At 55.6% G+C, this 13,536-nt stretch carries 9 protein-coding genes and 1 pseudogene; 5 read left to right on the forward strand and 5 right to left on the reverse strand.

Annotation, left to right across the window (positions count from 1 at the left end; translation table 11 throughout):
- Positions 1 to 1,324: 1,324 nt before the first annotated feature.
- Positions 1,325 to 1,567 carry a hypothetical protein gene (locus J3U88_RS09570; RefSeq protein WP_207858361.1) on the forward strand — a complete coding sequence of 81 codons (243 nt, stop codon included), beginning with the start codon at positions 1,325 to 1,327 and terminating at the stop codon, positions 1,565 to 1,567.
- A gap of 531 nt (positions 1,568 to 2,098) precedes the next feature.
- Here the strand turns inward: J3U88_RS09570 and J3U88_RS09580 are convergent.
- Positions 2,099 to 2,581, reverse strand: a complete 483-nt coding sequence (locus J3U88_RS09580; protein ID WP_207858364.1) for a class I SAM-dependent methyltransferase — start codon at positions 2,579 to 2,581, stop codon at positions 2,099 to 2,101.
- Between the two features lie 107 nt (positions 2,582 to 2,688).
- On the opposite strand from J3U88_RS09580, the pseudogene J3U88_RS35285 reads away from it, so the two are divergent.
- Positions 2,689 to 3,101: pseudogene (locus tag J3U88_RS35285) on the forward strand (MerR family DNA-binding protein).
- A 362-nt stretch (positions 3,102 to 3,463) separates the two neighbouring features.
- A complete protein-coding gene (locus tag J3U88_RS09590; protein WP_207858365.1) occupies positions 3,464 to 4,204 on the forward strand; it encodes a MaoC/PaaZ C-terminal domain-containing protein in 741 nt (246 codons plus the stop codon).
- 547 nt (positions 4,205 to 4,751) lie between these two features.
- Here J3U88_RS09590 and J3U88_RS09595 read toward each other — a convergent pair.
- On the reverse strand, positions 4,752 to 5,693 hold the full coding sequence (locus J3U88_RS09595; protein ID WP_207858366.1) for a TolB family protein: 942 nt from the start codon (positions 5,691 to 5,693) through the stop codon (positions 4,752 to 4,754).
- A gap of 796 nt (positions 5,694 to 6,489) precedes the next feature.
- Between J3U88_RS09595 and J3U88_RS09600 the strand changes: the two genes are divergently transcribed.
- Complete coding sequence (locus tag J3U88_RS09600; protein ID WP_423842044.1) at positions 6,490 to 7,218, forward strand: putative quinol monooxygenase; 729 nt, start codon at positions 6,490 to 6,492, stop codon at positions 7,216 to 7,218.
- Positions 7,219 to 7,555: 337 nt separating this feature from the next.
- Here J3U88_RS09600 and J3U88_RS09605 read toward each other — a convergent pair whose 3' ends face one another.
- On the reverse strand, positions 7,556 to 8,431 hold the full coding sequence (locus J3U88_RS09605) for a LysR family transcriptional regulator (RefSeq protein ID WP_207858368.1): 876 nt from the start codon (positions 8,429 to 8,431) through the stop codon (positions 7,556 to 7,558).
- A gap of 361 nt (positions 8,432 to 8,792) precedes the next feature.
- Between J3U88_RS09605 and J3U88_RS09610 the strand changes: the two genes are divergently transcribed.
- The gene (locus J3U88_RS09610; RefSeq protein WP_207858375.1) at positions 8,793 to 10,955 is read left to right on the forward strand and encodes a serine/threonine-protein kinase; all 2,163 of its coding nucleotides are present in this window, start codon (positions 8,793 to 8,795) and stop codon (positions 10,953 to 10,955) included.
- Between the two features lie 244 nt (positions 10,956 to 11,199).
- Here J3U88_RS09610 and J3U88_RS09615 read toward each other — a convergent pair whose 3' ends face one another.
- The gene (locus tag J3U88_RS09615; protein WP_207858376.1) at positions 11,200 to 12,837 is read right to left on the reverse strand and encodes a TonB family protein; all 1,638 of its coding nucleotides are present in this window, start codon (positions 12,835 to 12,837) and stop codon (positions 11,200 to 11,202) included.
- 3 nt (positions 12,838 to 12,840) lie between these two features.
- The gene (locus J3U88_RS09620) at positions 12,841 to 13,227 is read right to left on the reverse strand and encodes a BlaI/MecI/CopY family transcriptional regulator (protein ID WP_207858377.1); all 387 of its coding nucleotides are present in this window, start codon (positions 13,225 to 13,227) and stop codon (positions 12,841 to 12,843) included.
- Positions 13,228 to 13,536 lie beyond the last annotated feature (309 nt).

Consider the following 13,536-nt stretch of genomic DNA (forward strand, 5'->3'; position numbering starts at 1 on the left):
GTAGGTGTCCGAAATGGGTCGCAACGTAGACGGCGAAAGGTGGGTGTCCCCCATTCGAAAAGCGCCCAGGCTAAACGCTTAAGATTCTTGAAACATTAAATTTGCAAATCCTCCCAAGGGGATTTCGACATTTTTTCCGACAACTCGCCAGTTTTCACTGCGTGAGTTGTTTTTTTACATTTTATTACTCATTCTTTGCGCAGGGGGCGATTTCCTTATAGCAAATCCCAGCAGCGTTTTGTTGAGGACGCGGTCTGAGCTCCTGCGGCTTGACTCTGGTGCTTGGCAAGGTTTAACCCACAAGGCACTTGAAAGTGTCGCTGCTTTTCGCTGTAACAAAATTCTCCTATGGATTCGGGTTCTTCTACCGCAGTCACTGCTTTTCCCATTCACAAAGCTCATCCATCGATGAGCTGTAGTAGTGCATGCTCGATGAGAGCTTGGAGAGAAAAGCGCCGGGCTACGCTATTACCAGTCTTCGAATGCTTTCATGACTTCTTTAGTTCCGACCAATGCCGAATTCTGCGTTCTACGAGACCTCTGGTAATTACCCCAGTAAAGTTAACAGGTCAATAAACTTGTCGGAAGACCGAAAAACAAAACGGCGATGAGACATTTTGATTTCTCAAAACAGCCCGGCGGTTGCTTTCCCGGTTTCATATGAGCCCATTTGCAAGAGTTAGGCTTGTTTCAATCAAAATGGACGTGTCTATTCTGCTTTGACAAGATGAGCCATGATCAACAGGTACGACCTTGACGACAATACCGTCTACATTGCTATTTCCTTTGCTCGCAGAACGCTTGACGAGGGGGACTCAGTTAAGCGTGCCAAGCTTGAGAAAGGTGTCAGTGCTGGTCAATTGGTTCAAAGCTGCGTTGGGGGGTGAAAAAAGGAGACGGATGGGTTTTACCCTGCGACAAGAAAAAGGCAGCCAACATGCTGTCATATGAGAAAGTTTGATTTACCGCACGGAAGAACCTGAACGGATCTTTTTCGGTTCGCGTTAAGGACCGACGTCGCCGCAGTCGGGTTCTGCGCGGTCGTCGCTGATGCCGTTCACCTGCCGACGGCGCCTTTAAGACCTGCGCCTGGCCGTCCTGCTGGGCACGCCCGTCCCGACCGACGCCGTCGCCACTGGTCGACCGGGTCGATGTAGCACGGCTTTACCAAATTCGAATCGTTCAGCTTCAGGTGGCAACATCGTTGAGTTCCGCCAACTGTGCCATCCTGGCCAACTGTGGGAGCGACGAGGGCGAGTTCATTGCGCTTATTTTTCCTTTGCGCCAAAATAAGCAATAAAGCTTGGATGAGCTGGAGTCCTTTGTGAGTAAAGAGGGTTTTGAAATCATTTTTTGTCAAGCAAGCACAGGCATATTGCTTAACTCAGACGGAACCTTCCGCCGCAAAGGTCAATCCGCGTTTCGTCCGGTTTTCCCCTCATTCAGTGACGCTAAGGTGATGTCAGATGCGCTGCTCGCCAAATTTGTTTTTGCTGAGGTGTGGATTAGGGACTTGGAAACAGGAACGGTCGAAGGGCCCTTTCAAAGCGCGCACCTTTCAAACTAATTATCGGTGTTCGCTCATTTAGGCGATAAGTTCGCACGCGCGTGCAAAGTGGGACACCCACCTTTTCGCCAGTCCCAGTTTAGGACACCCACCTTTCCCAGTTTAGGACACCCACCCATTTCAAAGGGCTGGTTTGGGACACCCACCCATTTCAAAGGGCTGTAGGACACCCACCCAACTCAAGTCGCTTTTTTAGTGGCCGCGGCCTTCTGGTTGGTGATGCTCCAGCGATAAGTAGGTGTCCGAAATGGGCCGCAACGTAGACGGCGAAAAGTGGGTGTCCCGAATTGGGTGCGTTTCGAACATCCTCCTCTCTTTAGGTGGGTGTCCTTTTGGCTTAACGGACCGCTTAATCAGGAACCAGGTGTGGTTAACAGCCACACGTCCTCGTCGGCCGAGCCGATGGTTTTTTAACCGCCCATCACCGGCTGTCGATGCAGGTGTTTGATGTGATCGGTGTCGCCATCGTGCTGATGCACCTCGGCCTCGCTGATGGAGAAGGGTGGACCCGGCAAGCGTTGTTGGTCGTATTCAAAACTGATGAGCAGTTGGGCCGCGCCGCCGGTGAGTTTTCGCAGATGGTGGGTAGCGCCGACGCATTTCCGCGGGCAGCGAAACCAAGGCGGCGCGATCATAAACAGCGTCGACCGCGCCCAGTTGCGCCGCGCTTAGCGCAAAGATATCGCCGACGAACAGGTCCAAATTCACCGCGCTGTAGCGCGTGAGGTCGCCGCTCGCGCCGATGGTTGGGTTTACGCCCAGGCCGTCGATGAATTGACGCACCGCGATTTCGCTTAGTTCTGTACCCACCATGCGGAACCCGTTCGCCAACAGCCAAGCCATGTCTCGGGTTTTTCCGCACAGGGGCACGAAGATGCGGCGGCCTTTTAATAAGCGGCTTCCTTTTAAAAAGTTGAGTCGATCAAAATGGTGGGCGAACAAGGCGTTCCCCTCCGGTTGGTGAAAACCAAGGTCGTTGGTCTGCCGGCATTCATACCAATATTCGGCTTCCATAACCACTCCTTCCAATCTGGATTGGGCCTGTTTCGGCGACGCCGATTGCCAGGCCCCGTGCGTTGGGATTAAGATGCAAGTTCAAGTCAATTTGAGGTCAAGCCCCAATGAAACCAACCCTCGATAGCGGCGAAGTCGTGAAACAATCGGGTTTCCCCGCCTCGACCCTGCGTTAAGAAAAAGGCCTAATTGAATCGGTCGGTCGTCAAGGCCCGCGGCGACTCTTTGATCCCGCGGTTCTGGACCGCCTGGCCCTGATCGCGCTCGGTCAAAGCGCCGGTTTCTCCCTGGACGAGCCGGCCTCGGTTCTGACCGGCGGGCTGGATGATCGCAAACGGCTGCTGACCAAGGCGGAGGAATTAGACCGAACCATCACGCAATAAACACCATACGCGACGGCTTACGCTCTGCCGCCGCCTGCACCGCGCCCAACCATTTCGTCTGCTCGACCTTCCAACGCCTCATGCGCATCGTGGTCAAGCGCAAGGTGAAGAACCGTCGCCAAAGCGGCGGTAATTAGCGGTGATTTTCCGAAAAAGTGGTTTGTTTTAAGCTTTTTCCGCTCGAAGTTCATCAATGGGTCGGTGTCCCGAACTTGGCTACGAAATCGGTGGGTGGCCCTCACTGCTTCTAGGCATCATTCATTCCTTATACGGGTAGAAATGTTTTTGAAATCAGGGAAATACGATGAAAATGGGGCATAGTGTCGCAATAATAGGAGGTTTCATGGCCAATGAAATTCACATGATCTTTGAGAATCGACCCGGTGTTTTTGGCGCTATGGCAAAGGCCTTACTGCTCCCGCGCAAGGGTTTTCGTGCCGCGACCGGTCTGCCACACATTGAAGTGCGTTGGGCTCAGGTCCAAGTGGATCAGGAGAACTTGGACCGCTACCGCGAGGTTTGTGGCTTGGAGAAAAAGGAACGGCTGCCCCTGCTCTTTCCGCACGTTTGCAGCCAGGGTTTACATATGGCAATGCTGACTCACAAATCCTTTCCCATTAAACTTTTGGGTTCAGTGCATTTACGCAACCATATTCTCGCCCATCGCGCCATTTCTGTGTCTGAAACCCTTGCGTTGGTGTGTCGGTTGGGTGAATTTCGCATCATGGAAAAAGGCATGGAGTTCGACTTCACCACGCTGGTTCATGTGGATGACGAGCGGGTGTGGGAAAGTGTTTCCACCTATTACGTGCGAGGCCGCTTCGGCGAGCAAGGGACACCTTCGCCCTTAGCCAAAATGCCTGAAATAACAAAAGAAACCCCGGTATCCGAATGGCATGTAGCGGCTGATTTAGGCAAAAAATACGCGCCGATTACCGGAGATTATAATCCCATTCATATGTCGAAGATGCTGGCGAAACTGTTTGGTTTTAAACGCGATATTGCCCATGGTTTTTGTGTGTTGGCGACTTGTTTGGAACAATTTGGCAGTAATTTAGTTGAAGGTGCCTGTCGCTTTGATGCGGCCTTTAAGGGACCGGTCTTTTTAGACAGCCAGGTCGTTTTGAAGGCATCAGCGGAAGGTGACAGCGGTCGCTTCAATCTTTATTGTGACGAAAATGAGCGACCCAGCATTTGCGGCCTGGTTCAACCGGCAAAACCCGGCGAGAACCTGGTGTAATCACGTGACCGCCGCGGCTCCAGGCCTTGGCTAACGTTCGGTTTTGAGTTGGTGCATCACCGATTGGCGGACGTCTATCTAGCTCGGGCACTGAATGGCGAGACCCAAAAAAACAAAGAAGGGTCTCGGTGAAAACAGCCGTGGCGGGACCTTTCAGGCCTGTACCTTTGCGTTCGACGAAAGATCCCTTATCCGCCCGGATCGGCGTCGCCGGCCGGTGTTGCAACCAGCCCGGAAGCACGCACCGACCGCGGTGACTGCCACGCCAAAATCACGCGTAATGCACGGTTGCGTCATGAGCAGACCGCGCACCGTGCGGTGGTGACCGGGAACCTGACAGACGAGGACACCCACTTTATACCAACGGACCCGTATTCTGACCGTCTCGTGAACGATTTACGGCGCGGGTTCACGCCAAAACCCTTCTTAACACCGAGAAGGGTTTTGGGGCGAAACCGGTTTTTTCGGGACCCCAAGCTCTCTACCCTAAACCAAAAGACGTAGGCGGGAAACGGGTTAACAGCCGGGGGTTAACGAGGACGCGGTCCTATGGGCCGACAACCCAAACGGGTTGAATAGCGTCACCTTTTGTTTGGGTTAACCGTGCCACGGTGCTTCCGTCGACGGCCGCCACGTAAAGGTTCAAATTTAATGCGCCGTTTTCTTTTTCCCCGGAAACAAACACCACATATCGGCCGTCCGGGGACCAATCCGTATTCAATTTCCAATGGAGGTTTTCCTTGCTGTTGGCAAGGTGGTAACCCAACTTTCGCGCGCCGGTGAGGTTGATCGGGTTGCTACCGTCGGCATTCATGACCCACAGGTCCAAACTGTCCTTGGCCACCCTTTGAAAGGCAATGCGTTTTCCATCGGGCGAAAAGGAGGGTACCAAATCGTGTTCAGACGTATTGGTCAGGTTTCGCTGGTTTTTTCCGTCCGCATCCATCAACCAGATATCGTAGTTACCGGCCGCCGCGCTGTCCCAAACAATCGATTTCCCGTCCGGTGAGAAGCTCGGGTTGGTGTTGCGCCCTTCATTATGGGTGAGCACTCGGCGCTCACCCGTGGCGACATCCACCAAAACGATTTCCCGATGACCTCGGAAATAGGGCGGCCCCTCGGTGATGACTTGATTGCACACCAATTGTTTGCCGTCAGGATGCCAAACCGGGTCGTATTCGTACAGCGGTGTTTTGGTCACCCGACGCATATTTTTACCGTCGAGGTCGGCGATGGCGAATTTCCATCCGCTGTACTGGTAGGTATTAAACGCAATCTGCTTCCCATCCGGCGAAACATGAGGTTGGTGGGAACCACGCCCGCCGACCTTCCCGGGAACCAAGAGGCGCTGTTGGGTGCCATTGGGCTGGATGCGGTAAATACTTAAAAAGCTGTTATCGCCGTAGGAAGCATAAACAATATAACCCGGCATGTCCGCGGGGCGGTCGTCTATTTTTGGCGTGGGGAGCTCCGTTCCGAGGGTACACATATTTAAAAACCACAATAAGCAAAGGTTTGTTTTCATTTTTAACAGGCGCATCGACCGATCTCCTTCATTCAATTGGTATGGGCAATGAGCACCGCCGTTTATTCACCGGGGTGTCTCATCTTTTTGGTTTTTCATTGAGCGGGCTTCGTATGTGCCAGGATCGTTGTCGTCGAGGATTGAGGTTGAAACACCCTCAGGAGAAAGCTTGCCGTCGCGGCAAAAACCATCCAAATAGAAACAACCGTTTCCTCCGAGATGATGCGGCCGCGGCGGATGTCGCTGCGATCCACGGCGAAAAGGGAATAGCCAAACACACACGTTACTAATAGCGTACGAACCCACAAGCCAAAGGATTGATCGCCGAGGACATTGGCGCGAAGTCTGAGCCGCGGCGTCCAGAGACCACGCGCGGCTTTGACCCCTATGTGTCTTTGTGAGAACCGCGGGCTAGTTTCACCTGTTTTTCTGGCACGCAAAAACTGGACGATGGCTATGCCAAACCTTCACCAAAATGGTGGGTGTCCCGTCATTCTTTGGTTACGCCTGCCCCGCTTTCAAAGCGCCGGCTCGTTTGGCTCGTAATCCTGGCTAAGTTCTCTATGGAGCAGCTAACCGAAAGGGACCACAGCTGGTGCTTCCGGGCAAGAGGTCGACCATTCATAAACTTTACTTATGGAACCATAAATACATGAAATTAGAGATGTTTGGATGAAGATGAGATAACTCTTTCAGCGCAGGACGCCACCCATTCAGGGACTGACGAGGCCAATCCAACCCGAATCTTGAGAGAGGTTAAATCATGAGCCAACTTTTGAAAACCATCACCATCTTTTCCTTAATCACCCTAACCACCTTCGTTTATGCACAGGAGCAAGCCATGAAAAATTACAAAGCCAGTTATATTGAAATGAACGCGGCCGCCGGCCAGACCGACAATTTTGCAACCTTCCTCACCAATGCCGCGCCTTTGGTGAAACAAACCGAGCCTGGCACCAAGCTTTGGTTTGCGTTGCAAGCACCTGAAAACAAACTGGCTATCTTTGACATCTTTGTCGATGAACAGGCGCGCAAGGCCCACTTTTCCGGGGCGGTCGCCGGGGCGTTGAACCAACATGCGAACACCCTGGTCGCGGAAGGATGGGACAACGGGGTTGTCGCCAATATCCATCATTCCGCGGTCTTGTCGGCCAAAAACCCGGTTGATCTTTACAGTGGAACCACCGCGACCTATATCAAGCTCAAAGCAGCCCCGGGGCAGGGTGAAAACTTGGCGGCGTTGCTGTCGGCGGCAGGTTCCATCGTTTCCGAAACAGAGCCTGGTACCCTGTTTTGGGTCGCGCTCCAAATCGACGAGGACCACTTTGCCATCTTTGACATCTTCGCCGGTGAAGCGGGTCGGGAAGCGCACTTTGCCGGAAAAGTCGCGGGCCTGCTCAACCAAAAGGCCGCCGTTTTGGTCGAGGGCGGTTGGGCGGACGGCGTGGTCGCCAATGTGAACAACTTCGACATCCTTGCGATCAAGTAAGCTTCGCCAAACAGGTTTCAATAAGCTCACCGTTCATTCGGTGGGCTTTTTCAGGTTTAGCCCGCATTGCTCACAAGGATTCGTCGCGAGAAGCTGAACGCCTTGTGCGTACGAAGATGACGCCCAAGCCACGGAACAGGGGGCCGACCTTTCGCGGGGCCGACCTTTCGCGGGGCCGACCTTTCGCGGGGCCGACCTTTCGGCGTAGCAGCTGAGGCGAAAGCGGCGCGACCGAGTAATGCGGATGACCGCCCCGCGGAAGGAAAACCCTCGTTATCGCAGGGGTTGCCTCGTAGCAGAATTCCTTGTGGGAAATGCGGGTTAGCCGGGTTCGGCGTCATTCTCGCCGGGTAAGGGCTTGCACCAACGCTTGGAGCTCGGCACGAGCGGGCTGTTTAAGGTAACGCAAAGCAACCAGTGTGCGGCTAACTCGCGGCGCCGTGAGCGGCCGCGTGGCAATGCCCGACATCGGATCCGGCACACAGCTTTTGGGTAGAATCGCCACCCCGACCCCCTCGGCTGCAAGCAGCAACAGCCAACTTTCCCGGTTGCTTCGGTAAGAAGCGTAAATTTCAATACCGGACTCCTTACAGCGGGACAGCAATTCTTCGCGCATTTCGCAGTTCGGTCGATCCAGGTAGGTTTCCTTTGTCATCTCTTTCAAAGGGACCTCGTCCATGGCTTCGAAGCGATGGCCTTTGGCAAAAACAACCTGGTAAGGTTCGCGCAGTAAGGTGTCGGCGCTGTAGATCTCTGACGAAAACGCTTGATCCGGTGCGATCACCACGTCCAGCAATCCATCGCGGAGTTCTTCTAATGCGACCTCCGCGCGCCGGTAAATGAGTTCGATTTCGATGGTGGGATTGGCTGTCTGGTATTGCGCGATACTTCGGGCTAAAAGGTTGCCGCCCACCGTTTCAAAAAGGCCGATTCGGATGGGAATTCGGTCGAGCCGAATATGACGAACCGCATCAGCCAGTGTCGCCGCGGCCTCGTCTTGAATGTGTTGGAGGCGCGGGCGTACCAGTTCGCCCAGGGGCGTCAGCGCACATCCCGAGCGGTCGCGCAGGAAGACGGGGCCGCCGAGTTCCTCCTCCAGCTTTTTGATCGCCGCTGTTAAGGCCGGTTGAGAGACGTGGGCGGCATGAGCCGCCTGGGTGAAGTTGCGGTGTTCGCAAACGGCAAGAAAGTATTTAACCTGGTGCATTTCCATAGTAGTTTCCTATGGTACAAGAGCCCGAATTCATTTGATACAGCTTAATGATTGGGACCCCAATCGGCGGTCCGATTCTCCTTACCACACGGGCGGCCATCACAGCCTGGCCCGCGGGGTGGCGGGGTAAGGATCGGTCGCACGGATCAGGACACCCACGTTTTAACAATAGGTGGGTGTCCTTAATTAGGGACGGTGTGTTTGGGATGTGGGTGTCCGGTTTTGCGGTTGTGGCCGCCGGTGCGTCGGATGGGTATTGAGATAAAACAGGTTATGCCGTTCGTTTGCCTGGGCACGATGCTTGGATAGGATTGTGGTTCCCGCCCATGTACAATGAAATAACCAATCGGGAGAACGGCATATGGAAGAACAGATCGGACCTTATCAGGTGGTCGCCGAGCTGGGGCGCGGCGGCATGGGGGTTGTCTATAAAGCACGCGACAGCGCCCTGGAACGTTTTGTGGCGATTAAGGTGTTGGGCGACAAGGTCGCCGACGACGCCGAATTGATTGCCCGTTTCCAGCGGGAGGCGCGCAGCGCGGCCTCGTTGAACCATCCCAACGTCATTCAGATTTACAACATCGGCGACCACCAGGGGCAGCCCTACTTTGTCATGGAATTCGTTGAAGGTTTATCCCTTTCCCAAATGATTCGCAAGGAAGGGCGCATTGAACCGCAAACGGCGGCACGCATTTTGGTCCAGGCCGCCTCGGGTTTGGCCGCGGCCCATGAAAAAGAAATCATCCACCGCGATATCAAACCCGGTAACTTGATGATTGACCGCCGCGGCAACGTGAAAATTGCCGACTTTGGTATCGCTTACATGGCCGAACTGGGCAAGAAATTGACCGGGACCGGGCAGTTCCTCGGCACCCCCGGCTACCTTTCGCCCGAACTTTGCCAAGGGCTTCCGCTCGACGGCCGCGCCGATATCTTTTCCCTCGGCGTGGTGTTTTTTGAAATGCTGACCGGGCAACAACCCTTTCAAGCCGACAGCCCCTTCGCCATGATCCACAAAGTCGTCCAGTCGCCGCTTCCCGATGTGGCCCAACTCAATCCCGAAGTGGACGCCCACACCATCGACATGCTTAATCGCATGGTTGCCAAAAAACCGGAGGATCGTTATCCCGATTGCGAGCTGCTGATTCGCGATTTGGAACAAGGCTTCGGGGTGCAGACCTACCGCACCCTCGGTGATCGTCCCGCGCGGGACCTCGCCGCCGCGGGTCCGGCCGTGGATGAAAGCAAAACCGCGACCGATGCCAACATGGTGCCCACCGAATATGTGCCCGCGGCCGCCCCGCCACCCTTACCCACGGAGGCTTCCTTGGGGCCGCCGCCACCGCCCGTGCCGCCGGCGGAAACCGTGGCAACGCCGTCTGCTTCCGGTCCGCCGACCAATCCCTCAACGAGCGCAGCAACCGGCCCCATTGCCGGTCCGTCACCAGCAGGAAAGGTTACCGCTAAACCGCAAAGTGCGCCGCCAACCGGCCCGCCTCCTCGGTCTGTTGCTTCCTCCGGCGGACGTGGCAAGGCCGGGCTGATGATTGCCGCCGCGGCGTTTCTCGTGTTTGGCGTTGGCGCGGTTCTGTGGTGGGGTCGCCAATCCCAGGAAGCCGGACCGACAGAAACGGCGGACACGCGCCAGGCACAAAAACAACCCACCGACACCGCGGCCGCGGCCAATCAGAGCGGGGTGCTACCGACCGAGCCCGCTACCGACCCGCAAAACCAGGCATCACCCGAAAGCGATGCGACCGTCATCGGTGCCGATCCGCAACCGAATAAAAAAGGACCGACTGCCGACATGCCGCCGCCGATCCAAACACCTCAAACCGCGCGTGCCGCCGGCGAACCCGCCGCAATCCCGCAACCGCAGGCGCAACCGAACAGCACGGCTATGGCTGCCAACCAACCGGATGAACCGGTCGAAACGACGTCCTTTCCTGAATCCGAACCCGCGCTGCAAGCTTCCGATGCGGATCAACCGCAAATCACCCGACCGCGACAGCGCATGGCCGCCAAAAGCGATCAACCACAACCCCGCGTTCCCGGTCAACGGGCGGTCCGTGCCAAACCCGAGGTCCCCAATGTGGTCGTGGCGGTTCTGGGTGATCCCACCATCTCGGGACCGATTCGCGTTCACCTGGAGAACCACCTTTCCCGCGATGATTACCCCATTCTCGCCCTGGACGACATGCGCGATCCCAGTGATTTGATCCAGCAGCAACCCCTGCCCATCCTGCGCCTGCGCCAAGCACTGAAACGTCACGAAACCGATGTGCTCGTGCTGGTGCGGGTTGATGAACGGGGCGAGCGCAATATCAGCTTCCGAGGACGTAACCAAACCGCGTGGCAAGCGCAGGTTCAAGTGTCGGTGTTGTCCCTGCACCAAAAACGGCCGCTCGGCCGCCTGCAAGGCACCGAAATGTTGGAGTACACCAACTTGAGCGCCGGTCCCAAGGCGAAGATCGCGGCCCTCAAAATTTACCAACAAGTTAGCGAATACATGGAAGCGTACTAACCCGTAAGTAAGGATGCTAAAAATGAAAATGCGTGGCCTTCTAGAGGGACCACGCATTTCGTAGTTATCATGAACACCGTGGGTGGGGTGTACCCACGATTGTGTGTGTCGACGCGCTGAATCGGGCGCGGAAAAGTTCTGCCCAGGTTCGCTTAACAGTCGGCCGTACCACAAAGCGATTTCGTTCCTGCTCTTCCAGCGACGCTCCGTTGCGTCATTTGCTTTCCACTATTAGTAGCGAGAACTAAAGACTGATCGGGACAAAAAAACGGATTTCTGTATCAACCGGGGTTTCGCCAATGATTGCCGGGGTAAAACTGAGCTCGTCCAAGAAGAGATCGACGCGACCGCGGATGTCGCCCGGATTGCCGAAATGGGCCAGGGCTTGTTCGTCCACGGACAGCTCGACGATCTCGCCGCCGGATGCAACCTGGACCAACACGGGGATCTGGACTTGGGTTTGATCGGCGGCTTTTTTGTTTTCGGTGGTGTTGTGATTGACGATGCGGGGGAGGCGCACGCTGCCTTCCAAGCCGGGGTTCAGGTTGCGCCACCGCGTAATGGCGACCTGGCGGGTTTTCTTGGGACCGTCCAACACGAAATCGATTTTCAGGGTCATGCGAACGTCGACGGCTTCGCCGTTGCGGGTGGCGGGCAGGAATTCCCACTGTTTGATGGCGGCGGTGGCTTCTTCTTCGAACTGATAGCGACCTTTGCCCAGGGTGCGCAGGACAACCACATCTTCAACCACACCGCTTGCACGCAGGGTCGCTTCCAAAATGACGTAACCCTGTAGTTGCATCTCGCGGGCGGCTTCCGGGTAGTTGGGCGCCACTTTTTTGGTGAAAACGGGCGCTTCGACACCGGCCTGGCCGACGCGAGGGATGTCCCCCGCGAGGGGGGCCTCGGCGGCGAGACCGGTTAGGGTGCCGGCGGCGAGGGGGGCCGTCGGCCATGTCAAGCGACCGGGCGCCGCAAGCAGGGCCGCGTTGACCAGAACCAAAACCACGAGTACGCTGATATATCCTTTTCTCATCTGAAAACTCCCATCGATCATTTTGATTCGTGTGAGGTTGTGGCGTTCTCCCGTACCCCAAGCCGCGGCCAAGCGTCGGTTTGGGGTCGTTAGCCGTGCGACCTTGAGCATGGTCGCGGCCAGCGCCTCGCGATAGGCCTGTTTTTCAAAGCGGGAACAACAGGATTGATCGCAGGACAGTTCCAGGTAGAAACGCATCCGCTCCGACAACACACCCATCAAGGGGTTCCACCAAAACAGGCGTTCGAGCAAACGCACCAAAAGCAGGTAGGCGTTATCGCCGCGGCGGACGTGGGTGAGTTCGTGGGCAAGCAGGGCGCGAAATTCAGGTTGGCGGATATGATCGGCGCCGATCCAAACGCTGGGGCGCAAGATGCCGGTGGTCATGGCACCGCTCCCAGCCATTTGGAATACCGCTACCTGAGTTCGCATCAAAGGAGAAGGCAACCGAATCGCATCCTTGCGCAAGGCGGCAATCGTCCGCCGCTGTTGGTATAAATCGCGCAAGAACAACAGGCTGCCGAACAGGGTCGCCAAAACAAACAACAGCGAAAACAGGGTTTCGCCGGTGGCTTCGGGTGACGCCACGCGTTGATGCGTCATCTCTGGGATCACCTCGGACCCGCCGCCCTGACCGACGACCAGGAAATGGTACATGGTGGCAGGGGCCGAACCCGCAACGGCTTCACTAACCGGTACGTGAAACAACGGGAAGGGAATCAGCCAAATCACCATGCCGAACAAAGCGACGAACATATTGACCCGCGGTGGTGCCGAACGCCCGGTTTTCAGGGCGGCCCACACCATCAGCGAAATCAAACTGTGCCAGAGTAAATAACGAATCACCGGTCACTCCTTCTCTTTTTCAAGCTTGCGCCGCTTTTGATCCAAGATCTCTTGAAGGTAGTCGACGTCTTCCAACGACATCTGCTCTTCCTTGAGTACATGGTTAAACAGCGGACGCACATTGCCGCCGAACAGCTTGCCGATAAACGAATGCACCATGGGTTTGGACAATGACTCGCGTGTCACCGCCGCCCCGTAAAGGATGGTTCGTCCGTAGGTTCGCTCACGCACCAGGGCCTGTTTCTCCTCCAAGCGATCGATGATCGTTTTGACGGTGGAATAGGCGACCTTGCGTTGTTCGGCGATTTGCTTGTGGACCTCGGGTGCCGTGAGGGAACCCTGGTCCCAAAAGACCTGCATGACCTCAAACTCAAAATCGGAAAGTTTCACAAAACACTCCTCGAATGCTGTGGCTTTAAAACTACAGATGTAGATTTAAAGCGTCAAGTGTCGTTTCAAACCTTTTACAGATAGGATTTTTTGGATGGGTGGGTTTTACAAATTTTGGTTGATTGAGGGGCGCGGGTTGGTAATCGTTATTTCTTAGGATGTTAGGGTGATTAGAGGATGGGCGGTTTGCAGCCTGTGGTGGCGGGCGGGGATCGCGCCTTGGATGGATGGGATGGCGATGAAGGCGGGGTGTTCGGCCCCACGGGATCGCGCCCGGAAAAGAAATAATCTTTTGGGCGATTTACCAGG

This window comes from Acanthopleuribacter pedis, from assembly GCF_017377855.1.
In the GTDB taxonomy this organism is placed as follows: Bacteria; Acidobacteriota; Holophagae; order Acanthopleuribacterales; family Acanthopleuribacteraceae; genus Acanthopleuribacter; species Acanthopleuribacter pedis.